Source organism: Streptomyces sp. NBC_01571 (assembly GCF_026339875.1).
GTDB lineage: Bacteria > Actinomycetota > Actinomycetes > Streptomycetales > Streptomycetaceae > Streptomyces.
The window spans coordinates 6,376,214-6,397,703 of record NZ_JAPEPZ010000001.1 but is presented as its reverse complement, the minus strand read 5'-3'; the positions used below and the strand labels follow the sequence as shown (position 1 = coordinate 6,397,703).

Genomic DNA, 21,490 nt, shown 5'->3' with positions numbered 1-21,490 from the left:
CCGCACCCGGGACGGGGGCGCGCGGAAGGAGAAACGAGGGCGCCGACCGGTCCTGTGACCGGTCGGCGCCCTTCTCACCCGCGTCGCCCCACTAGATCGTCGCGGTGTCGATCACGAAGCGGTAGCGGACGTCGCTCGACAGCACCCGCTCGTACGCGTCGTTGATCTCGGACGCGCTGATCAGCTCGATCTCCGCGCCGAGGCCGTGCTCGGCGCAGAAGTCGAGCATCTCCTGGGTCTCCTGGATGCCGCCGATGCCTGAGCCGGACAGGGACTTGCGGCCGCCGATCACGGAGAAGAGGTTGAGGGAGATCGGCTCCTCGGGGGCGCCGACGTTGACCAGCGCGCCGTCCGTGCGCAGCAGCGAGAGGAACGCCCCGAAGTCGAGCGGCGCCGAGACCGTGGACAGGATGATGTCGAAGGTGCCGCGCAGTTCCTCGAAGGTCTTCGGGTCGCTGGTGGCGTAATAGTGGTCGGCGCCCAGCTTCAGGCCGTCGTCCTTCTTGCGCAGGGACTGCGACAGCACGGTCACCTCGGCGCCGAGCGCGTGCGCGATCTTGACGCCCATGTGGCCGAGGCCGCCCATGCCGAGGACCGCGACCTTCTTGCCGGGGCCGGCGTTCCAGTGCCGGAGCGGGGAGTACGTGGTGATGCCGGCGCAGAGCAGGGGCGCGGCCTCGTCGAGGGAGAGGCCGTCGGGGATGCGGACGGTGTAGTTCTCGTCGACGACGATCTTCTCGGAGTAGCCGCCGTAGGTGGGCTCGCCGTTCTTGTCGAGGGCGTTGTAGGTGCCTACGTTGCCCTTGACGCAGTACTGCTCCAGGCCCGCCTTGCAGTTCTCGCACTCGCGGCAGGAGTCGACCATGCAGCCGACGCCGACGCGGTCGCCGACCTTGAACCGGGTGACGCCGGAGCCGACCTCGGAGACGATGCCGGCGATCTCGTGACCGGGCACCATCGGGAAGATCGCCTCACCCCAGCCCTCACGGGCCTGGTGGATGTCCGAGTGGCAGATACCGGCGAACTTGATGTCGATCAGGACATCGAACTCGCCCACGGGGCGGCGCTCGATGGTGGTGCGCTCCAGCGGGGCCTTCGCGGCGGGGGCGGCGTACGCAGCAACAGTGGTCATGCCGGGGGTTCTCCTCAGGAGTGGTCTGTGCCCGGCTGTCTTGTTCCGACGGGCACGGTCACCAGCGTGCCCCGTCGGACGCCGTTCACCCAGGCCACGGCTTTACGTACGACCGCTGGTCCTACTACTGGCGGGGTCAGGCTCCGCTGCGTACGACCGTGAATACTGGACGTATGAACGAGCAGCCCTTCCAGGAGATCGCCGGGGAAGCCGGGCAGCCGCTGGACCGGCGTGCCGAGCTCAGTGAGTTCCTGCGCACGCGCCGGGCCCGGCTGAAGCCGGAGGACGTGGGGCTGCCCGACTTCGGACGGCACCGCCGGGTGCCGGGGCTGCGGCGCGAGGAGCTGGCGCAGCTGGCCGGGGTGTCGGTCGCGTACTACACGCGGCTCGAGCAGGGCAACGGACGGAACGTGTCGGCGGAGGTGCTCGACGCCATCGCCCGCGCCCTGCGTCTGTCGGACGCCGAGCACGCGCATCTGACCCACCTCGCCAGGCCCAAGCAGCTCAAGAAGAAGCAGACGGCCCGGCCGCAGCAGGTGCGGGTGGCGCTGCGGCACCTGCTGGACATGCTGGACGGCGTGCCCGCCTACGTCACCGGACGGCGGGCGGACATCCTGGTCTGGAACCGGATGGCCGCGGCCGTGTTCGGCGACTGGGCGGAGCTCGCGCCGGGCGAGCGGAACTGGGCGCGGCTGGTGTTCCTGCGGCCCGAGTACCGCGATCTGTTCGTGGACTGGGAGCAGAAGGCGATCGACATCGTGTGCGTGCTGCGCATGGACGCGGGCTGTCACCCGGACGATCCGAGGCTGTCGGCGCTGGTCGGGGAGCTCTCCGTCAAGAGCCCGGACTTCCGGCGGCTGTGGGCCACGCACGACGTGAAGGAGAAGACGCACGGCGTGAAGGAGCTGCGGCATCCGCTGGTGGGTGACCTGGACCTGCGGTTCGAGTCGTTCCGGATGGCGGCCGACAGCGAGCAGGCGCTGATCACGTACCACGCGGAGCCGGGGTCCGCGTCGGCGGAGGCATTGCGGCTGCTGGCCAGCTGGGGCACGGACGCGACCCGCGCGGGAGCCAACGCCCAGTCGTAGCCGCACCGCGCACCGCCCGGCGCCTTCGGGCCGCCGGGCGGCCACGCGCCCGGCCCCGGCCGTGCCCGCCCTGGGTGTCGGAGCAGGCGGGCGATCCGCCGAAGATCTCGCCGGGGAAACACGGACGGCCCGCCGGAAACCGTTCTTCCGGCGGACCGTCCGCTGCGGGCTCACCTCACCAGGAGGCGCGGCGGCTCACTTTCCGTAGTACGCGTTGTAGATCGAGACCGTCGACTTGTTGCCCTGCTTGTCGGTGATCTTCGCGTGGAAGGAGATGCCCTTGCCCTTCGCCGGATTCTTGACGGTGATCTTTCCGTCCTTGACCTTGAGCATGGTCCAGGTCTGGCCGTAGTCGTACGAGACGTACACGTACAGTGACTTGAGGTTCCGGCCCGCGGCCGAGCCCTGCACGGTGAGCGGGATGGTGACCTTCTTGCCGGCTTCGACGCGGCTGTCCAGGCCGGTCGCGGCGTTGAAGCGGACCGTGGAGGCGGGCAGCTTCGCGAAGTCGGTCTTCTTGGACCTGAAGGTCCAGCTCGCGTCGATCCGCGTGGAGGCCGCGGCGACCTTCACACTGCGCTTGACCGAGGCCGTCAGCCGGTACTCCGCCTGGGCGGCCGGGACCTTGAACTCCTTGTCCCCGAAGAGCGGGTCGTCGTTCGATCCGACCTTCGTCCCGTTGCGGTACAGCGTCGTGGTGACCGAGCTGAACTGCGAGGACCCGGCGTGGGTGCTTCCGTCGGCGAACAGTGGCAGGTATCCGACGAGGTTGTCGCCCTCCCGGAAGACACCGAAGTCGGCGCTGATCTTCGGGCCGAAGACGGCCGTGTTGAACCGCTTCGTGTAGCTCGTGCCCGCCTTGAAGATCTGCGGGTCGCCGAGCGTGTAGTAGGCGTCGACGACCGGGAATCCGGTGGCGTCGGGGCCGGCGTGCTGCTCGAAGTCGAACGTCCACTGGACCTTTTCACCGGTCGACAGGTAGAGCGTGCGCGCGCCCGGCAGCTTCTGGTCGACGGCGACGGTGACGCTGTCGTCGTCGGGCAGAAAGCCGAACGCGGTGATCGCGCCCGTCTTGCCGGCGGCCGCGGCTCCCATGTCCGCCCGCACCTTGGCCAGTTCGCCCGCCTTGTAGTGCTTGACGTGGGCGCCCTGGAGCCTGCTGACCTTCGCGCCGGTGAAGGTGTCGTACTCGGCGCCGGCGCCCTTGGTCCACTGTCCGGCCCAGCTCTGGAACAGACCGGGCGTGAGCGACGGGCCGAGGTGCGCCATCCGCAGGTTCCGGAAGGAGTCCAGCCCGAGGCCGAGCCCGAAGCCCGTCGTGTCGTCGAAGTAGTTGACGACCGCCGACAACGGCTCTGCCCGCGCGTCCGGCACCGTGATGTCCGCACCCTCTGCGGTGCGGGCGTCCAGCGTCAGCGTGGTGTTCCCGGTGACGTCCAGCCGGGGCCGGACCAGCCAGTCGACCCCGCCCTTCGCCTCCACCAGGTCCTGCACGGAGAGGGAGTTGAGCAGGTACCTGCCCTTGGGTACCCGGAGGGTCACGCTGTCCGCGGTGTTCTGCGACGCGTAGTCCCGGTCGGCGCCGAGCCCGGTGTAGCCCTCCAGGTCGGTGAGGTGCGTGGGCGTCTCACCGGCGCGGTCGACGTACTTCAGGGTGACGTCGTACGACTCCGGCTCACGCTCGACCGCGAGCGCCGTGCGCACCGACTGACCGCCGCCCGTCGCCGTCACGTACGCGGCGTACGCGCCGTCGAGACTGCCGCCGAGCCTGGTGTTCGCGGCGACGCCGACGGACGCCCGGCCGCCGGCCGGGACGGTGAGGGTGGTGGCGGCGAGCTTGAAGAAGCCCGAGGGTGCCGTGTGGCCCTTGGGGTCGGTGGCCTTGACCCCGAGGGCCAGGGTGATGTCCTTCGTGCCGAGGTTGCGGTACGTCAGCTGCCTGGTCAGGGCCGTGTCGTCGGTGTGCGGCCACCGCGCGACGCCGAAGCTCACCGAGGACGGATCGGCGATCACGGTCTGCTTGATCGCCGCGTCGACGGCGATCCGGCCCGCGCCCTGCTGGAACGGCGTGTACGAGCCACCCTTGGCGGAGCCGGTCAGCGCGCCCTTGAGCTCGGTGTACGTCCAGTCCGGGTGTTCCTGCTTGAGGATGGCGGCGGCGCCCGCGACATGCGGGGTCGCCATCGACGTGCCCGAGATGGTCAGGTAGCCGGCGGGCTTCTCGCCGACCTCCGTGTCGATGACGCTGCCCGGGGCGGCGGCCGCGGTGATGTCGACGCCGGGGGCGGTGACGTCCGGCTTGATGGCGCCGTCGCCGAGGCGGGGGCCGGTGCTGGAGAAGTCCGCCAGCTTGTCGTGGTCGTCCACGGCGCCGACGGTGAGCGCGGCGTCCGCGCTGCCCGGCGAGCCGATGGACTCGGGGCCTGCGTTGCCCGCCGCGATCGCGAAGAGGATGCCCTTCTCGGCCGAGAGCTTGTCGACCTCGGCCTCCAGTGGGTCCACGTCGGGGGTGTCCGGGCCGCCGAGGCTCAGGTTGACGACGTCGGCGCCCTGGTCGGCCGCCCACTCCATGCCCGCGAGGATGCCGGAGTCGTCACCGCTTCCGGTGTCGTCGAGAACCTTGCCGTTGAGGATCTTGGCGCCGGGCGCGACGCCCTTGTACTTCCCGTGCGACTTGGCACCGGTGCCCGCCGCGATGGACGCGACGTGCGTGCCGTGGCCGTAGTGGTCGGTGGTGTCGGCGGCGGCGGAGAAGTTCCGGGACGCGATCACCTGGTTCCTGAGGTCCGGGTGCGTCGCGTCGACACCGGTGTCGAGGACGGCGATCCTGACGCCCTTGCCGTCGTACCCGGCGGCCCAGGCCTTGGGGGCGCCGATCTGCGGCACGGACTTGTCGAGGCTCGCCCTGCGCACGCCGTCCAGCCAGACGTGCGCGATGCCGGAGGCCGCCCGGCCGTGGTCGGTGACCGCGGACCAGAGCTCGGCCGCGTCCCGCTGCGGTGTCCGCACGGCGTCCGCGTTCAGGGACTTCAGGGTCCGGCGGAGCGTGCCCGACCCGCGGACGTCGGCCCGGGCGGCCGTCGCGGCTCCCCGGTAGCCGACGATGACCTTCAGACCCTGCTTCTGGGAGGCGCGGGTCGCGGCCGTGTTCAGCTCGGTGACGTCGAAGAGCCGCCGGTCCAGCTTGCCGGCGGCTATCAGCGCCTGCGCGTCCGCCGGCACCACGAGGGTGTGGCCGCGGGCCTTGCGGATCTGGACGGGCACGTGCGCACGGCCCCTGGCCCGCTCGAGGCCGACGACACGCCCCTTGGCGTCGACGACCACCCGGTCGCCGGTGATCAGTGTGATGCGGTGCTTGGCCGTGATCCCGGCCGCGGAAGCGCTGTTGACGTGTCCGGCGTGTGCCGGGACCCTCGCGGACGCCGGGCTGGTCATTCCCGCCGCCAGAGCCACGGACGCCGCCGTGGCGACGATCGCCGCGCACGCTCTTTTCACTTGTCTGCGCAAGTCTCCCCCTGGAGATGAGGTCCGGGTGAATTCCCCGTTCACCCGGCCGGGGGAAGTCTCGTACGCATGCACGATCACCCCTCCGGAAAACGCAAGTATGCCGGGGGGTGATCGGCCCCTCAATAGCGGGGCTGCGGTGCAGAGTTGACGGAATTGCTCCGCTAAGTGCCCGAACTCTCCCTTTTGTTCTCGTTCACGCCCCCGCGTTCTCCTTGACGCTGATCTTTCCCTTGCGAATCGTCGCGAGGCGGGGGGCCTTCCTCGCTATCGCGGAATCGTGGGTGACCATGATGAAAGTGAGCCCCCGCTCCTTCCACATGGTCTCCAGCACGTCCATGATCTCGTCGCGCATGGACTCGTCGAGATTGCCGGTGGGCTCGTCGGCGAGCAGCACCTTCGGCTGCTTGACCAGGGCACGGGCGATGGCGACGCGCTGCTGCTGGCCGCCGGAGAGTTCGGCGGGCAGATGCCCGAGCCGCTCGGCGAGCCCCACCGACTCCAGGGCCTCGGCGGCCCGCGCGCGCCGCTCCTTCCCCTTCACCCCGAGGGGCACGAGAGCCGTCTCCACATTCTCCTGCGCGGTGAGTGTGGGAATCAGGTTGAAGCTCTGAAAGACGAATCCGATGTTCTCGCCGCGCACCTTCGTGAGCTTCGCCTCGGACAGTTTCGCCAGATCGATGCCGTCGAGTTCGACGCTGCCTCCGGTGGGCCGGTCGAGTCCGCCGAGCATCTGCAGCAGGGTGGATTTTCCGCCACCCGTGGGGCCCTGGATGACCAGCCGGTCTCCGTCCGCGATGGTCAGATCGATGCCGGCGAGCGCGTCGACCGTGCCCTTGCCCCGCTGGTAGCGCTTGATGACGCCGCTGAGTTCGTACATGGTGCCGCTCCTGGTTGTGCGTGAGGGGGTGGGCCGTGCGGGGGTGTGGCCCGCACGGTCCGTGCGGGGCCGGTCTATTCGACGCGGCGCAGGGCGTCCGCGGGCCGCAGCCGGGAGGCGCGCCAGCCGCCGAAGGCACCGGCGATCAGGCCGCCGGCGACGGCGAGAGCGACCGCTCCGGCGATGGTCGAGAGACTGACGGGCGCGGTGAGCGTGACGTCCAGCGCCTTGGACGCGACCCGCCGGCCGGGACCGCCGAAGCCACCGAAGCCGCCCGGGCCGCCCTGTCCGCCGCCGCCCGAACCGCCGATCTGCGCCTGCAGGTCGGGACTGATCTCGGTGACCGCGTACGCGCCCGCCAGACCGAGCGCGATGCCGAGGACGCCGCCGACCAGACCGTTGACGATGGCCTCGCCGACGACCTGACGGGTCACCCGGCCCGACTTCCAGCCGAGCGCCTTGAGGGTGCCGAACTCGCGCACACGCCGGGAGACGGCCGAGGAGGTGAGCAGACCGGCGACCAGGAACGCGGCCACGAGCACCGCGATCGAGAGCCACTTGCCGACGTTGGAGGCGAGGTCGGAGGCGGTCGACAGGGAGCCGGAGACGGTGTCCGCGAGGTCCGCGGAGGTGGTGACCGTGGTCCCCGAGATGTTCTTCTGGATGGTGCTCTTGACGCTGGAGATCTGCTGCGAGTCGGAGGCCTTGACGTAGATCGTGGTGACCTTGTCCTTGGCGCCGGCCAGCGTCTGCGCCTGCTGGAGCGGCATGTAGAGGTTGGCCGCCGCGTCACCGCTGTCGGGAGTCGCGATCCCGATCACCTTGAACTTGACGTTCTTGACGGTGACGGTGCTGCCGACGGAGAGCTTCTTCTCCTTGGCGTACGACGTGTCGGCGACGACCACCTCGGCGTTCGTCTCGGACGTCGTGAAGGTACGGCCGCTGGTGATCTTCGACGAGGTCAGCGGGCCGAGCGCCGGCTTGGTGACGTCGGTGCCGTAGACGGAGTAGTTGTTGACGTCGAAGTTGGCGCCACCGCCCTCGACGCGGCCCTGCGGGGGCTGCTGCCCGCCTTGGCGGCCGCCCTGCCGGCTGCCGCCGCCGTTCTGCTGGAACCGGCCCCGCGTGAACTGGCCGTTGACCCGGATGACCTGGAGACTGAGGCCGCCGACGGAGTCCGCCACGCCGTGCTGTGAGTCGACCTTGGAGACCGTCGAGGCGGCCAGGGTCTGGAATCCCTGGACCAGGACGCGGTCGCTGCTCTGCTCCTTGTCGGAGCCGTTGTCGTTCGCGCCGAAGTTGAAGCGCGGGCGCTGACCGGTGCCCGTCGGCGGTGCCGCGGCCTTGGTGACGGTCATGTCCGTACCCAGCCCGTACAGCGACTGGAGGACCTTGCCCTGGGCCTTCTCCATGCCGGACGACACGGAACTGACCACGATGACCAGGGCGATGCCCAGGGCGAGCCCGGAGGCGACGACGAGCGCCGCCTTCCTGCGGCGGCGCAGTTCGCGCCTCAGGTAGGTGAAGAACATGGCCGCAAGGTAGGTACGGCGCGTGATGAAGCCATAAGGCCGAAATAAGAGAACGATGAGAAGGCTGTGACGGCACGGAAGTTCACCTGTGCCCGGCTCCGGAAGCCTGCGGGAACGCCGGCTCCGGAAGCCCGCGGGAACGACCGCTCTGGAAGCCCGCGGGAACGCCGATGGCGGCGGCCCGTGCGGGCCGCCGCCATCGCGGGGTTCTGTGGGAGCGGGAGCGGGCGTCAGACGGCCGAACCGGCCTTCCAGGACGCCCAGTCCAGGTTCCAGCCGTTGAGGCCGTTGTCCGGGGCCACGGTCTTGTCGCCGGTGTTCTTGACGACGACGACGTCACCGATCAGCGAGTGGTTGTAGAACCACGCCGCGGGGGTGTTCGGGTCGTTGGCACCCTTGGTGTCGGACAGGCCGACACAGCCGTGGCTGGTGTTCACCGAGCCGAAGATGGACTTGGCACCCCAGTAGTTGCCGTGCACGAAGGTGCCCGAGTTCGACAGCCGCATGGCGTGCGGCACGTCCTTGATGTCGTACTCGCCCTTGCCGTCGGAGTTCGTGAAGCCGACCGTCGAACCGTTCATCCGGGTCTCCTTGAACTTCTCGGAGATCACCATCTGACCCTGGTACGTCTTGTGCTCCGGCGACCCCGAGGAGATCGGGATCGTCTTGATCGTCTTGCCGTCCTGCGTGACCTTCATGGTCTTGGTCTGGGCGTCGACGACCGAGACCTGGTTGCGACCGATCTTGAACGTGACCGTCTTCTGCTGCACGCCGTACACACCGCTCGCGCCCTGGACGCCGTCCAGGTTCAGCTTGAGGGTGACGGTCGAGCCGCCGGTCCAGTAGTTCTCGGGACGGAAGTCGAGGCGGTTGGCGCCGAACCAGTGCCCGACGACCTCCTGGCCGCTGCTGGAGGAGACGGTGATCCCCTTCTGCACGGCGGCCTTGTTGGTGATCGCCTTGTTGAAGTTGATCGAGACCGGCATGCCGACGCCGACGGTGGAACCGTCCTCCGGCGTGAAGTTGCCGATGAAGCTGTTCGCCGGGGAGACCGTGGTGAACGAGGCGTTCTCGTGGGCCACGAGGCCCGCGGAGTCGGTGGCCTCGGCGGCGACCTTGTACGTGGTCGCACGGTCCAGCTGGGCGGCGGGCTTCCAGCTCTTCTTGTCGCCCGATATCTGGCCGGCGACCGCCGCGCCGGACTCCGTCTTCATGGAGACGGAGGTGAGTGTGCCCTTGGTCACAGTGACCGCGGCGGCGTTGTTGATGGACGCGTTGTCGGAGCCGTCGGCGGGCGTGATCTTGATCTGCGCCTCGGAACTCTTCTTGGCCGCCGCCTCGTCGGCCTGGGTCTGTGAGGACCGGCCGCCGTCCGAGGCGTCCGCCTTGCTGCCGCTTCCGCTGCACGCAGAGAGCACCAGCACTCCGCCGAGCAGTGCGGACGCGGCCATCAGGCCCCGGCCCCGCTTACTGTCCGTCATCACACGCTTCTCCATCGTTACCGAATCACCAAATACCGCATAGAACCCCGTAGGAACTTTCAACGTACGACCGGTTCGTCCCGTTCCACGCCCCTGGGGTATGTGGGGCACGCCACGTCGATCAACGGCATCAACCGGGCCGATCGGGCCCGCAGGACCCCGACCGGGTGGACCGGCGGCCGGACCGAAACCCGTGGTGCGGAAGTGGCCGGTGCGTCGTCTGAGACGAATGAACCCCGGGCGGCGGTTGCCACCCGGGGTCAAGAATTTCCCAAGGGGCCTCAGCCGACTCCGACTTCCTCGTCGTCGTCCTCGTCGTCATCATCCTCGTCGAGGTCCCATTCCGGCGAATCGGGGTCGTAGTCGATCGGCTCGCTGCTCCAGGACGCCTGGGCGAGCTCGACCCCGGGAACCTCACTGACCAGGTCGAACGGGTCGACGAGATGGGCGAGGGCTTCGGCAGTGTCTTCCGTCACCGCGTTCTCGGCGTGCGCCCGCTCGTCGGCCTGCATGCCGGAGTCGTCCGCGATGCGACGCAGCGCGGCCTTGGTGACGGCGTCCGCGTCGTCCACTTCCAGTACCAGCTCCACGCGAAGCCGGACAAATCGTGATGTCTCAGGAGTACTCATGAGACGGAGCGTACGGCCCGAGGTCCCCGCGACTTTCCCACGACCCGCGCCTTTCATTAGCATCGGGCCACACGGCCAATTCGCCAGCGCCACAAGGGGATCGATATTACGTGTCCGCCGCACGTCGCTCGTTGCTGACCGCCACCGCAGCGGGGACCCTCCTGGGAGCCCTGTGGTTCGTCCCGTCCGCCAACGCGACTCCGGAAGAGCCTGCTCGGCACGGGTCGGCACCGACCGCCGACCGGTCGGCCACCACCACGACGGCCGCCACCACGACGGCTCCGGCCGCGGCGGCCGGAGCGGAGCAGGCCGCCACGGAGCCGGGCGACGACCAGACCCGGCTCGCCGACACCGGAAGCGTCAACACGACGCCGTACGTCGTCGGCGGCACCCTTTTCCTCGGCCTCGGCGCCGGCTTTGTGACCTACTCGGTGCGCCGGGAACGCACGGCGGCCTTCTGAGCGCAGCGCTCCGGCCCGGAACCCACGGGATACCCATGCGAGACCTGACCGAGCTGACCGATGTCGAGGAGCCCGCATGGCCCCTCCTGTCCGAGGCGATCTCCACGAGCACGGTGTCCCTGGAGGTGCTCCCGGTGGAGCCCGCCCAGGCCCGCGCCGCCCTGCTGCAACTGCAGGTCACCGCGCGCTCCTGGCTCGGTGCCTTCGTCCTCAACTGCGGCGGCGTGTCACTCGACAGCGGATGGCTGCGCATCTACGGCAGCCCGGGCGACGGATCGCCCAAGGGCCCGCCGGGCATCGCCGACGTCAACGAGTTCCCCGCCCGCTTCGACCCGGCGTGGCGGCCGGACGGCGGGCTCGTCGTCGGCCATGACGTCCTCGGCGGGACTTATGTGCTGAACGGAACCGAGCCGGACGCGATGGGCCGCCCCGGGGGTCCCGGCGAAGTGGTCTACTTCGCGCCGGACTCACTGCGCTGGGAGGCCCTCGGCGTGGGCCACGCGGCCTGGCTCAGCTGGCTCCTGGAAGGCGGCACGGAGGACTTCTACGACAACCTGCGCTGGCCCGGCTGGCGTGCCGAGACGGGGCCCCTCCCGGGTTCCCAGGGCATCACGTTCGACCCGGTGCTGTGGTCCGCCGACAACCGCCGCGACCTGCCCGCGGCCCGCCGTCGCGCACTGCACATGACCGAGCTCCTGGACCTCCACCGGGACGTCGGCCTGGAGCTCGACAAGATCGACCCGGGCTTCCTCGGCACCTTCCACCCCTGACAGACCCGACGGGTCCCGGGCTCCCCAAGGAGCCCGGGACCCGTGAAGTCCGCGGCTGCGGCGCGTCGTCGGGACCCGGCCCGGCCGGATCCGGAGGGAGCGCCTACGCGGCGCGCCGGCCGCCGCCGCCCTGTCCGCCACGCTCCGTGCGCCGCTGCGGCGCACGTCCCCGGGTACCGCCGCCGGTCCCGGTGCCGCCGCCGGTACGACGTCCACCGGTGGCGCCGCCGCCGGTGGCACCGCCCGTGCCGCGCTGCGGCTGACGTCCCTGCGCCTGCCGTCCCTGCGACTCCGCTCCCGTACCCGAACCCGCGGAGCGCCGCGCGCCGCCGCCCGTCCGGGGCCGCGACCGGGGCCGCTGCTTCGGCTGCTCGACGGGCTGCGGCACCTCGATGACGACCGGAACCCCGGAGGGCTCGCGGGCGCCGGTGAGGCGGGCCAGTTCCTCGTCGCTCGACTTGACCTGGGCGGAGCGCGGGGTGATGCCCGCGTCCGCCATCAGACGCGTCATCTCCCGTCGCTGCTCGGGCAGGACGAGGGTGACGACGCTGCCGGACTCGCCGGCCCGCGCGGTACGGCCGCCCCGGTGCAGGTAGTCCTTGTGGTCGGTCGGCGGGTCGACGTTGACGACGAGGTCGAGGTCGTCGATGTGGATGCCACGGGCGGCCACGTTGGTGGCGACCAGCGCGGTGACCTGGCCGTTCTTGAACTGGTCCAGGGTCCGGTTGCGCTGCGGCTGGCTGCGGCCGCCGTGCAGCGCGGAGGCCCGTACACCGTTGGCCAGCAGCCGCTTGGTGAACCGGTCGGCACCGCGCTTGGTGTCCACGAACAGGATCACGCGGCCGTCGCGCGCGGCGATCCGCAGGGCCACGGCCTTCTTGTCGGTCTCGTCGGCGACGTGCAGCACGTGGTGCTCCATGGTCGTCACCGCGCCCGCCGACGGGTCGACGGAGTGCACCACGGGGTCCGTCAGGAACATCCGGACGAGCCGGTCGATGTTCTTGTCCAGCGTCGCCGAGAACAGTAGTCGCTGACCGCCCGGCTCGACTTGCTGGAGCAGCGCGGTGACCTGCGGCATGAAGCCCATGTCGGCCATCTGGTCGGCCTCGTCGAGGACGGTGATCGCGACCTGGCCGAGCGTGCAGTCGCCGCGCTCGATGAGGTCCTTCAGCCGTCCCGGGGTGGCCACCAGCACCTCTGCGCCGCGGCGCAGCGTACCGGCCTGGCGGCCGATCGACATGCCGCCGACCGCGGTGACGACCCGCAGGTTCACGGCGGTCGCGTACGGCGTCAGCGCGTCGTCGACCTGCTGGGCCAGCTCACGCGTGGGCACCAGGACCAGGGCGAGCGGTGCCCGGGGTTCGGCGCGGCGGCCGGCGGTGCGGGCCAGCAGCGCGAGGCCGAAGGCGAGCGTCTTGCCGGAGCCGGTCCGGCCCCGGCCCAGGACGTCGCGTCCGGCCAGCGAGTTGGGCAGGGTCGCGCCCTGGATCGGGAACGGCTCGGTGACGCCCTGCGCCGCGAGGGTCTTGGTCAGGGCGGCCGGCATGTCCAGCGCGTCGAAGGAGTCGACGGCGGGCAGCGCCGGGGTGATGGTCTCGGGCAGAGAGAACTCCTGCGGTGCCGCCGCCTTGCGGGCGGGGCCCTTGCCGGCGCCCCGGCCGCCACCGCGGCCCGCGTTCCTCGCGGCGCCGCCGGTCTGGGCGCCGCCACGCGCATTCGCCGGCCGCTTACGGACGGGACGTTCGGATCGAGTCATGCTGGATCTGGATTTCCTTCCTGGGCCCCACGGACTGCACGCACAGCGCCCGCCGCCTGAATGAGCGGCTTTCATGAGCACTCACAGCACGAGCCGGGACCCGCACCCGAAGGTGCGGGCCCCGGCTCTGGAAAAGCGCGTCCCCGAAATCAGGCGGGGATGATGTTCTCCGCCTGCAGGCCCTTCTGGCCCTGCGCGACGTCGAACGAGACCTTCTGGCCCTCCAGCAGCTCACGGAAGCCGGAGCTGGCGATGTTGGAGTAGTGGGCGAAGACGTCGGGGCCGCCGCCGTCCTGCTCGATGAAGCCGAAGCCCTTTTCCGAGTTGAACCACTTCACGGTGCCGGTAGCCATGTTTCTCTCCTGAACAGGTAGGGCCCCAATCCGGAGATGCACCGGGAAATGCCGGAGATGCCGGTAAAACAAAACGCGCCTGCGGAGGATTCCGATCAGGCGCACAAAGTAAATGGGTACCAAAAACGTATCAATGAGACAGTAGCACACTCTGCGGCCCGTGAGGGCGCCGGCCTGGTCGGCGACGCCCTCCGCAGCTTACGGCAGTGGACGAGGCCTAGAGCAGCGGACCGGTGACCGGTTCCACCGCGGCCACCACCCGGCCGCCGCGGACGAAGGCGTCGGCCGCCTCCAGGTCCGGGGAGAGGAACCGGTCGGGGCCCGGCCCCTGGACACCGGCGGCGCGGACGGCGTCGATCACGGCCCGCGATGCCGGGGCGGGGGCCAGGCCCTCGCGCAGTTCGATCGCGCGGGTGGCGGCGTACAGCTCGATCGCGACGATGCGGGTGAGGTTGTCCACCGCGGTGCGCAGTTTGCGCGCTGCCGACCAGCCCATGGAGACGTGGTCCTCCTGCATGGCGGAGGACGGGATGGAGTCCACGGACGCCGGTACGGCGAGCCGCTTCATCTCGCTGACCAGTGCGGCCTGCGTGTACTGGGCGATCATCAGACCGGAGTCGACGCCCGCGTCGTCCGCGAGGAACGGCGGCAGTCCGTGCGAGCGGTTCTTGTCGAGGAGCCGGTCGGTGCGGCGCTCGGCGATCGAGCCCAGGTCGGCGGCGGCGATGGCCAGGAAGTCGAGGACGTAGGCGACCGGGGCGCCGTGGAAGTTGCCGTTCGACTCGACACGTCCGTCGGGCAGCACGAGCGGGTTGTCGACGGCGGCGGCGAGCTCGCGCTCCGCGACGAGCCGGGCGTGCGCGAGGGTGTCGCGGCCGGCGCCCGCGACCTGCGGGGCGCAGCGCACGGAGTAGGCGTCCTGGACGCGCGGGGCGCCGTCCTGGTGGTGGCCGGTGAGCTCCGAACCCTTGAGCACGGCCAGCATGTTGGCGGCCGAGGCGCTCTGCCCGGGGTGCGGGCGGATGGCGTGCAGCTCGGGGGCGAGGACCTTGTCGGTGCCGAGCAGGGCTTCGAGGGAGAGGGCCGCGGTGACGTCGGCGGACTTGTAGAGCGTGTCCAGGTCGGCGAGGGCCATGACCAGCATGCCGAGCATGCCGTCGGTGCCGTTGAGAAGGGCGAGGCCTTCCTTCTCACGCAGCTCGACGGGTGCGATGCCGTGCTCGGCGAGGAGTTCGGCGGCGGGGCGGACCGTGCCGTCCGGGCCCTCGGCGTCGCCCTCGCCCATCAGCGTCAGCGCGCAGTGGGAGAGCGGCGCCAGGTCGCCGGAGCAGCCGAGCGAACCGTACTCGTGCACGACCGGGGTGATGCCCGCGTTGAGGATGTCGGCCATGGTCCGCGCGACCTCGGGCCGGACGCCGGTGTGCCCCGAGCAGACGGTCTTGAGCCGCAGGAACATCAGCGCGCGCACGACCTCGCGCTCGACGCGCGGGCCCATCCCGGCGGCGTGCGAGCGGACGATGTTGCGCTGCAGCTGGGCGCGGAGTTCCGGGCTGATGTGCCGGCTCGCGAGCGCGCCGAAACCGGTGGAGACGCCGTAGACGGGCTCCGGCTTGGCGGCCAGCGCGTCCACGATCTCGCGGGCCGCGGCCAGGGCCGCCACCGCCTCGTCGGCGAGCTCGATCCGGGCGCCGCCGCGCGCCACGGCGAGAACGTCGGACGCGGTCACCCCGGACGTCCCCACCACCACAGTATGCATATCCATATTCAGGAGCGTACGCAGTGAATTCCGCGATGTCACTAGTCGTGTCACTAGTGGATGGGCAGTTCGCCCCTTACTTCGGTGTACGTCACCACGTCCGCTCCGGTGCAGTCACCACGTCACGGGCGGCGCTGCTCGTGACGCCCCCGGAAGCGGCGGCGCTCCCCCTTGGCCGGCGGCGGCGCGTCGGCCAGGCGTACGACAGGGTCGTCGGGCCCCTCCCGCCCGGCGACGACGGGCAGTGCGGCACGTACGGCCTTCGCGCGGTACTGGGCGGCGTCGGCCAGCCGGAAGAGCCGGCGGGCCGAGCGCACCGGCCCGATCGGGTCGCCGGTCGAGGCGACCCCGCACGCCACCCCCTCGCCCATGTCCAACCCGGCGGCTCGGCGGCAGAGTTCGGCGGCGATGCGGACGACCTCGTCGGCCGGCGGTCCGACCGCGAGAAGACAGAACTCGTCGCCGCCGAGGCGGGCGGCGAGGGTGCCGGGGAGCATCGCCCCGCACAGCGACAGCACCGACCCGAACCGCTCCAGGAGCCGGTCGCCGACGGCGTGCCCCCGGGTGTCGTTCACGCGCTTGAGTCCGTTGAGGTCGCAGACGACGAGACTGACCACGACGTCCTCCGCCCGGTGCCGTCCGATCGCCTCGTCCAGACGTACGTCGACGGCGCGGCGGTTGGCGAGCCCGGTGAGGGCGTCGGTGAACGCCAGCCGCCGGGCCTCCTCCAGCCGCTCGGTCTGGGCGATCCCGGCCGCGACGACGGAGGCGAGAACGGTCGCGAAGTCCGCGTCGGCCCGGTCGAAGAAGGGCTCCGACGCGGGGCGGGCGACGTACAGCTCACCCCAGGCGCGTCCGTGCAGCACGATCGGAGCGACCACGCAGCAGCCGCGCCCGCGCCTGCGCAGGGCGGCTACCCGCTGGTGGCAGTACCCGGCGCGGCCCCCCGCCGGGCCGTCCGCGGTCTCCACCCAGGCGTTCGGGCCGCCGCCACCGGCCCAGCGCTCGTGCAGGAACTCGGCGATCTCCGGGAACTGGTGCACCGGGTAGGCCTCCCCCTCGGGGAACTCCTCCTCGTCCGGCGCGCGTTCGCCCACGTTCACCAGTACGCGGAGCCGGCCGAGTTCGCGCTCCCACACGGAGAGCGCGGCGAAGCTCCCGCTGAGCGCGTGGCAGGCACCGAGCGCCGCGGCCCGCCAGGATTCGCGTGGGGTGTGCGCCGCCGCCATCCCCTGCGCCAGCTCCACCACGGCCCTCAGCCGTCTGTCCTCACCCATCACTACAGGCTAAGGACATTTACCTGTATTTGGGATATCGGTACGGCGGACAGGGGCCCGAGTGGCCGTACGGACACGGCGGGCACCCGTGAGCGCCCGCCCCGCGCCGTGTCCGCACCCGGGCCCCGCGCACCCCTACCCGCGAGCCACCGCCCCGGCCACCGCACCTACCGCCCGGGCCACTGCCGCTTTCACTGCCCGGGCCACTGCGGCTTGCGCTTCTCGTTGAAGGCCGCGACTCCCTCCGCCCGGTCCCCGGAGAAGGCGACCGACCGCCAGGCGGCGTCCTCGACCTCCAGGCCCGCACGGAGGTCGAGCCCCTGCCCGAGCCGCAGCGCCCGCTTGGCCGCCCGCAGGCCGACGGGCGAGTTGGCGGCGACGCGGGCGGCGAGGGCCAGCGCCTCCACACGGTCCCTGCCCTCGTCCACGAGGTCGTCGACGAGCCCCAACTCCCGTGCCTCGACCGCCTCCAGACGGCGCGCCGAGAAGATCAGCTCGGCCGCGCGGGCCGCACCGACGCGGCGCGGCAGCAACTGCGTACCGCCGCCTCCCGGGATCACCCCGACCGACACCTCGGGCAGCCCGAGCACCGCCGTACGGTCGGCCACGATCAGGTCACAGGAGAGCGCCAGCTCGAACCCGCCGCCGAGCGCGAAGCCGTGCACGGCGGCGACGGTCGGCATCGGCAGCTCCAGAACGCCGGTGTACGCGGCCCGCGCCAGGGGGCGCTGCCGCATCAGGTCGGCGTCGGTGAAGGAGTTGCGCTCCTTCAGGTCCGCGCCCACGCAGAAGGCCCGCTCGTGGGTGGAGGTCAGCACGACCACCCGTACGCCGGGGTCGGCGGCGAGCGCCGCGCAGGCGCCGGCGAGGGAACGGGCCATGTCCGTGGACACGGCGTTCATGGCCTTCGGCCGGTCGAGGGCGAGCTCCGCGACGTGCTCGTGCCGACGCACGACGACGAACTCCCCGAACCGTCGCTCGTCCTCGGACCGCCACTCGTCCCCTTGCTCCGCCATGACACCCTCCCTGTGAACGGTTAACGCGGGTTAACTTCCGCCTCCCCCGATCATCGCAGCCGACGCCGTCCGGCGAAACCCGTCCCTTCGGCCGCGCTTCCACGTTCGAGTGACATCCCGCCCAACTCCCGCCCCAGGCCCTCAAAAGACGCATAACCTGCGCACCGCCAAGGGCATCGGGGGGAGTCCGCACATCGGGGAGGGATGACCATGACGAACGGCACGACCACGAACGTGGCAAGGGACACGCGGACACGGGTGTCCTCGGCCCCGCCGGGGTCCACGGAGCCCGCCACCCGCGTGGCCCCCACGCCCTCCCGGACACTCGGCCCGGAACGGCCGGGGGCAGCCTCCGCGCCGCCACCGCCGGCCCGGCCGCGCGGCGGGGAAGCGGCCCTCACCGAGCCTGCCAGAACCTCCATGCCGCCCGGACGGACCCGGGACACGGGCACCTCGCCGGGGACCACCGGCCGCACCCCGGAACCGGCGGATGCCACCGATACCGTCCCCCCTGCGTTCCGGCAGCGCACCGGCCGCGGGCGGCACCGCAGGCCGCGGCCGCGCCGGGCGCTCTTCGCGGTGGGCGGCCTCGCGCTGGCCGCCGGGGCGCTGAGCCTGGCGCGGATGGCGCCCGACGGCGTGACCGGGAGCGGCGGGGGCGCGGAGGCCGAACCGAGGCCGGCGGTCGCCGACGACGGGGCGCTCGACGCCTCGCCGACCGTCTGGGCCGCGCCCTCCGCTCATCCCGCGACCGCCGGTGCGGTCGCCGCGAGGGGCGGGGCGGGCGCGACCCCGACAGTGGGGGCGAGCCCCGGCGCGACAGCGTCGCCGGCATCGTCCGGAGCGGCCGGGGCGGCCGGGGTGACGGGCCCGTCTGCCACGGCACCGCCCGGGGCGCACCCGCCGGGCCGCGCGGGCGCCCCCGCGGACGACGCACCGGACACGACCGGCATTCCCACGGCGCCCGTACCGTCGCAGCCGCCGGCCGCGCCCGCGCCGCACCCCACGCCGAGCGGCGGCACCCACGCCCCGGCACCGAAGCCCGGTTCCCCCGGCCTCTGCGTGCCGATCGTGGGAATCTGCGTCGACGGCCTGGCGAACCCGCTGGGACACGGGTAGCGGGGGCCGGGCAGGGCGCAGGGGACAACACCCGCCGGGGGAGGGCGGCCCGGCGGGACGCCGGCCGAGGGCTGTCCCGTGTGCCCCGGCGGGCGCACGACGACAGCCACGGCACCTCGTCACGCTGCCGAACCGCCCGAACGGGACCAGGACCGCGCCCGAACAGGCCCGGTACGCAGTCGCCTCTCCGCCCCCGCGACCTCCGTCCCCCGCGACCTCCGCCTCGCGGGCGCCCGCGTCCGACGCCACGCGCTGATCCACCGGGATCACGGGACAGCCCTCAGGGCGTGTCCGGCATCCCCCGGCGGCCCAGCAGCCATGGTTCGACCACGCCGAGGCCGCGGACCGGCCGCTGCCACATCGGCTGGAGGGCGAAGCGGTAGCCGGGCGGCTCCTCGCCCTCCTTCTCCGCGGTGGCCGCCGCCTCCGCGGCCTCGGCCTCGGAGGCGGGGGCGTCCTGGGTGCGGATTAGTTCCTCCGCGAAGGCACCGTCCACCAGGACGGCGTCCCGCGGCGCTATCGACGTGAGACGGGAGGCGAGGTTCACCGTCGTGCCGAAGACGTCTCCCATCCGGGTCGTGACGGTGCCGAAGGCGATACCGACACGCAGCTCCGGCATGGTCTCGTCGTTGGCCATCGTCTCGATGAGGCGCAGGGCGATCTCGGCGGCGACACCCGCGTCGTCCGCGGAGTACAGCACCTCGTCGCCGAGGGTCTTGATGAGCCGGCCCCCGTGCGCGGCCACCAGGTCGGCGGCGGTGGTCTCGAAGGCCTCGACGAGCTCGCCGAGCTCCTCCTCCTCCATGCGCCGGGTCAGCCGGGTGAACCCGACGAGGTCCGCGAAGCCGACGGCGAGGCGGCGGTCGACCATCTCCTCGTCGTCACCGGCCTGGACGACCCGGCCGGTCGCGGCGGCGAGCTGGCGCCGCCAGACGTAGACGATGAACTCCTCCAGCTCGGGCAGGAGCAGCTCGATCAGGGGGTACGTCACCTCGGTGCGCGTCATGCCCGGTTCCGGGGGCTCGGTCAGCCCCTCCAGGAACGAGTCGATCTGCCACTCGGCCAGCCGTGCGGTCGTCTGGCCGGTGGACCGGGCGACCTGCACCGCCATCGCCTCGCTGAGCAGGCCCGCCTCGACGAGACCGGCCAGCCGGCGCAGGGCGAGGACGTCGGCCTCGGTCAGCGCCTTGGCCTGGCCTATGTCGGCGAAGCCCATGGCCCGCCAGAAGCGCGAGGCCAGCTCCATGGAGACACCGGCGCTGCGGGCGGCCTGGAACGGCGTGTAGCGGCGCTCGGCGCCCAGGATGAGCCCTTCCAGGCGCAGGGCGAGGGGATCCTCCCCGGAGTCGGCGGCCTGCTCGTCCAGCCGGTTCTGCGCGTCCAGCCGGCCCTGGGCGTCCAGCCGCACCTGCGGGTCCTGCGGCGGGCTGGGGGTGTCCGACAGATTGCGGTCCGGAGGCGCTTTCACATCCGACCGCTCCTGTGGGTCACCGGCGTCCTCGTCGCCCCGCAGGTCAGCGTCACCGGCTGCGGGTGCCGGGTCGGTGGCCGACCCGGCGGTACGCCCCGGCTCACCGTCGGGAGCGGGGTGCGCACCCGTGCCGGAGCCCGTGTCGTCGACGGTCACGCCTGCTGCCTTTCCGATCTGCCACGGTCAGGTATCGACCGCGCTCAACTCTACGGCAGGTGTGCGCTGGCTCACTCCTGACTCGTACACCTGACCGGGACCCGGAACCGGGATCGGCTCCGTCGCCCCATCGCTGAGTACGGCCCGCCGGCCTCCACCGCTCAGGCCGGTCGAAGGTGGACGATGTCTCCCGCGCCCACCGGCTGCTGCACCCCCTCCTCGGTGGCCAGGACCAGACGCCCGTCCCCGTCGACGGCCACCGCCTCCCCGGTGATCGACCTGCCGCCCGGCAGTTCGGCCCGCACCTCTCGTCCGAGCGTCGCGCACCCGGCGGCATATGTCTCCTGGAGACCGGAGGCGTCGGGGTCGCCACCGGCGGCGCGCCACTTCTCGTACCACTGCTCCAGCGAACGCAGCACGGCCCGCAGCACGGTGTCACGGTCCGTGGTCGTCGCTCCGGCGAGGGCGAGCGACCCCGCGCCCGGCACCGGGAGCTCGTCCTCGCGCAGGGTGACGTTGATGCCGATGCCGACCACGACGGCGTCGGTCCCGGCACGTTCGGCGAGGATGCCGCCCGCTTTGCGTTCCCCGCCGTCGACCGTCACCAGCAGGTCGTTGGGCCACTTGAGCGCCGTGTCGACACCCGCGACCCGGGACAGGGCCGTCGCCACCGCGACCCCGGTCAGCAGCGGGAGCCAGCCCCAGCGTTCGACGGGGATCCCGGTGGGTTTGAGCAGGACGGAGAAGAACAGGCCGGAGCGGGCCGGTGCCGTCCACCTCCGGTCCAGACGGCCGCGCCCGGCGTTCTGCTCCTCGGCGACGAGCACGGCTCCCTCGTCCGCCTTCCCGGAGACGGCCAGTGCGACCAGGTCGCTGTTGGTGGATCCGGTGCCGGTCACGACCTGGAGATCGCTCCAGAGCCCGCCGTCCGCGCCGTCCCGCACCAGCGCGCGGCGCAGGGCGGTGGCGTTGAGGGGCGGACGGTCGAGGTCGGACCATCGGCTGTCGTTCGGGTCTGAGGCATCTCGCGGCGTCATGCAACCCACCCTAGGTGTGGTAAACGCCGCACTGCCGAACCGTATGGGCACCACTACCCTACGAGTCAGTAG

17 protein-coding genes are annotated in these 21,490 nt (G+C 71.7%); 4 read left to right on the top strand and 13 right to left on the bottom strand.

Annotated elements, in window-relative coordinates:
* Positions 1–91: 91 nt before the first annotated feature.
* Entirely contained in the window at positions 92–1,132 is a 1,041-nt protein-coding gene (locus tag OHB41_RS28965; RefSeq protein ID WP_266701043.1) for an NAD(P)-dependent alcohol dehydrogenase, read from the bottom strand.
* Positions 1,133–1,305: 173 nt separating this feature from the next.
* On the opposite strand from OHB41_RS28965, the gene OHB41_RS28960 reads away from it, so the two are divergent.
* A complete protein-coding gene (locus OHB41_RS28960) occupies positions 1,306–2,220 on the top strand; it encodes a helix-turn-helix domain-containing protein (RefSeq protein WP_266701042.1) in 915 nt (304 codons plus the stop codon).
* Between the two features lie 195 nt (positions 2,221–2,415).
* Here the strand turns inward: OHB41_RS28960 and OHB41_RS28955 are convergent, their stop codons facing one another.
* From OHB41_RS28955 to OHB41_RS28935, 5 genes are all read right to left on the bottom strand, one after another.
* On the bottom strand, positions 2,416–5,727 hold the full coding sequence (locus OHB41_RS28955) for a S8 family peptidase (RefSeq protein ID WP_266701041.1): 3,312 nt from the start codon (positions 5,725–5,727) through the stop codon (positions 2,416–2,418).
* Between the two features lie 193 nt (positions 5,728–5,920).
* Positions 5,921–6,604: an ABC transporter ATP-binding protein gene (locus OHB41_RS28950; protein ID WP_266701040.1), complete on the bottom strand. Its 684-nt coding sequence runs from the start codon at positions 6,602–6,604 to the stop codon at positions 5,921–5,923.
* Between the two features lie 74 nt (positions 6,605–6,678).
* Positions 6,679–8,136, bottom strand: a complete 1,458-nt coding sequence (locus OHB41_RS28945) for an ABC transporter permease (protein ID WP_266701039.1) — start codon at positions 8,134–8,136, stop codon at positions 6,679–6,681.
* Positions 8,137–8,366: 230 nt separating this feature from the next.
* Entirely contained in the window at positions 8,367–9,617 is a 1,251-nt protein-coding gene (locus OHB41_RS28940) for a L,D-transpeptidase (protein WP_266701038.1), read from the bottom strand.
* Between the two features lie 281 nt (positions 9,618–9,898).
* Complete coding sequence (locus OHB41_RS28935) at positions 9,899–10,246, bottom strand: hypothetical protein (RefSeq protein WP_266701037.1); 348 nt, start codon at positions 10,244–10,246, stop codon at positions 9,899–9,901.
* A gap of 110 nt (positions 10,247–10,356) precedes the next feature.
* Between OHB41_RS28935 and OHB41_RS28930 the strand changes: the two genes are divergently transcribed.
* Both OHB41_RS28930 and OHB41_RS28925 read left to right on the top strand, forming a co-directional pair.
* Positions 10,357–10,707 carry an LPXTG cell wall anchor domain-containing protein gene (locus OHB41_RS28930; protein ID WP_266701036.1) on the top strand — a complete coding sequence of 117 codons (351 nt, stop codon included), beginning with the start codon at positions 10,357–10,359 and terminating at the stop codon, positions 10,705–10,707.
* A 35-nt stretch (positions 10,708–10,742) separates the two neighbouring features.
* Positions 10,743–11,477, top strand: coding sequence for a DUF2625 family protein (locus tag OHB41_RS28925; protein ID WP_266701035.1), 735 nt, complete (start codon positions 10,743–10,745; stop codon positions 11,475–11,477).
* 103 nt (positions 11,478–11,580) lie between these two features.
* Here the strand turns inward: OHB41_RS28925 and OHB41_RS28920 are convergent, their stop codons facing one another.
* The 5 genes from OHB41_RS28920 to OHB41_RS28900 form a co-directional block, all read right to left on the bottom strand.
* Entirely contained in the window at positions 11,581–13,233 is a 1,653-nt protein-coding gene (locus OHB41_RS28920) for a DEAD/DEAH box helicase (RefSeq protein ID WP_266701034.1), read from the bottom strand.
* Positions 13,234–13,382: 149 nt separating this feature from the next.
* Positions 13,383–13,586 carry a cold-shock protein gene (locus tag OHB41_RS28915; RefSeq protein ID WP_028803001.1) on the bottom strand — a complete coding sequence of 68 codons (204 nt, stop codon included), beginning with the start codon at positions 13,584–13,586 and terminating at the stop codon, positions 13,383–13,385.
* Positions 13,587–13,803: 217 nt separating this feature from the next.
* On the bottom strand, positions 13,804–15,342 hold the full coding sequence (gene hutH / locus OHB41_RS28910; protein WP_266706207.1) for a histidine ammonia-lyase: 1,539 nt from the start codon (positions 15,340–15,342) through the stop codon (positions 13,804–13,806).
* A gap of 122 nt (positions 15,343–15,464) precedes the next feature.
* Positions 15,465–16,619, bottom strand: a complete 1,155-nt coding sequence (locus OHB41_RS28905) for a GGDEF domain-containing protein (protein WP_266701033.1) — start codon at positions 16,617–16,619, stop codon at positions 15,465–15,467.
* Between the two features lie 191 nt (positions 16,620–16,810).
* On the bottom strand, positions 16,811–17,635 hold the full coding sequence (locus tag OHB41_RS28900) for an enoyl-CoA hydratase/isomerase family protein (RefSeq protein ID WP_266701032.1): 825 nt from the start codon (positions 17,633–17,635) through the stop codon (positions 16,811–16,813).
* Between the two features lie 210 nt (positions 17,636–17,845).
* Here OHB41_RS28900 and OHB41_RS28895 point away from each other — a divergent pair, with 210 nt between their 5' ends.
* Positions 17,846–18,754 carry a hypothetical protein gene (locus OHB41_RS28895; RefSeq protein ID WP_266701031.1) on the top strand — a complete coding sequence of 303 codons (909 nt, stop codon included), beginning with the start codon at positions 17,846–17,848 and terminating at the stop codon, positions 18,752–18,754.
* A 280-nt stretch (positions 18,755–19,034) separates the two neighbouring features.
* Here the strand turns inward: OHB41_RS28895 and OHB41_RS28890 are convergent, their stop codons facing one another.
* Together OHB41_RS28890 and OHB41_RS28885 are read right to left on the bottom strand one after the other, a co-directional pair.
* Positions 19,035–20,381, bottom strand: coding sequence for an adenylate/guanylate cyclase domain-containing protein (locus OHB41_RS28890; protein ID WP_526024973.1), 1,347 nt, complete (start codon positions 20,379–20,381; stop codon positions 19,035–19,037).
* A 161-nt stretch (positions 20,382–20,542) separates the two neighbouring features.
* Entirely contained in the window at positions 20,543–21,418 is an 876-nt protein-coding gene (locus OHB41_RS28885; protein WP_266701030.1) for a biotin--[acetyl-CoA-carboxylase] ligase, read from the bottom strand.
* Positions 21,419–21,490 lie beyond the last annotated feature (72 nt).

What these genes read in the sequence shown, in the direction of transcription:
- OHB41_RS28965 (WP_266701043.1), bottom strand. Translation starts at nt 1,132, where the DNA reads ATGACCACTGTTGCTGCGTACGCCGCCCCCGCCGCGAAGGCCCCGCTG.
- OHB41_RS28960 (WP_266701042.1), top strand. Translation starts at nt 1,306, where the DNA reads ATGAACGAGCAGCCCTTCCAGGAGATCGCCGGGGAAGCCGGGCAGCCG.
- OHB41_RS28950 (WP_266701040.1), bottom strand. Translation starts at nt 6,604, where the DNA reads ATGTACGAACTCAGCGGCGTCATCAAGCGCTACCAGCGGGGCAAGGGC.
- OHB41_RS28945 (WP_266701039.1), bottom strand. Translation starts at nt 8,136, where the DNA reads ATGTTCTTCACCTACCTGAGGCGCGAACTGCGCCGCCGCAGGAAGGCG.
- OHB41_RS28940 (WP_266701038.1), bottom strand. Translation starts at nt 9,617, where the DNA reads ATGACGGACAGTAAGCGGGGCCGGGGCCTGATGGCCGCGTCCGCACTG.
- OHB41_RS28935 (WP_266701037.1), bottom strand. Translation starts at nt 10,246, where the DNA reads ATGAGTACTCCTGAGACATCACGATTTGTCCGGCTTCGCGTGGAGCTG.
- OHB41_RS28925 (WP_266701035.1), top strand. Translation starts at nt 10,743, where the DNA reads ATGCGAGACCTGACCGAGCTGACCGATGTCGAGGAGCCCGCATGGCCC.
- OHB41_RS28920 (WP_266701034.1), bottom strand. Translation starts at nt 13,233, where the DNA reads ATGACTCGATCCGAACGTCCCGTCCGTAAGCGGCCGGCGAATGCGCGT.
- OHB41_RS28915 (WP_028803001.1), bottom strand. Translation starts at nt 13,586, where the DNA reads ATGGCTACCGGCACCGTGAAGTGGTTCAACTCGGAAAAGGGCTTCGGC.
- hutH (WP_266706207.1), bottom strand. Translation starts at nt 15,342, where the DNA reads ATGCATACTGTGGTGGTGGGGACGTCCGGGGTGACCGCGTCCGACGTT.
- OHB41_RS28905 (WP_266701033.1), bottom strand. Translation starts at nt 16,619, where the DNA reads ATGGGTGAGGACAGACGGCTGAGGGCCGTGGTGGAGCTGGCGCAGGGG.
- OHB41_RS28900 (WP_266701032.1), bottom strand. Translation starts at nt 17,635, where the DNA reads ATGGCGGAGCAAGGGGACGAGTGGCGGTCCGAGGACGAGCGACGGTTC.
- OHB41_RS28895 (WP_266701031.1), top strand. Translation starts at nt 17,846, where the DNA reads ATGACGAACGGCACGACCACGAACGTGGCAAGGGACACGCGGACACGG.
- OHB41_RS28885 (WP_266701030.1), bottom strand. Translation starts at nt 21,418, where the DNA reads ATGACGCCGCGAGATGCCTCAGACCCGAACGACAGCCGATGGTCCGAC.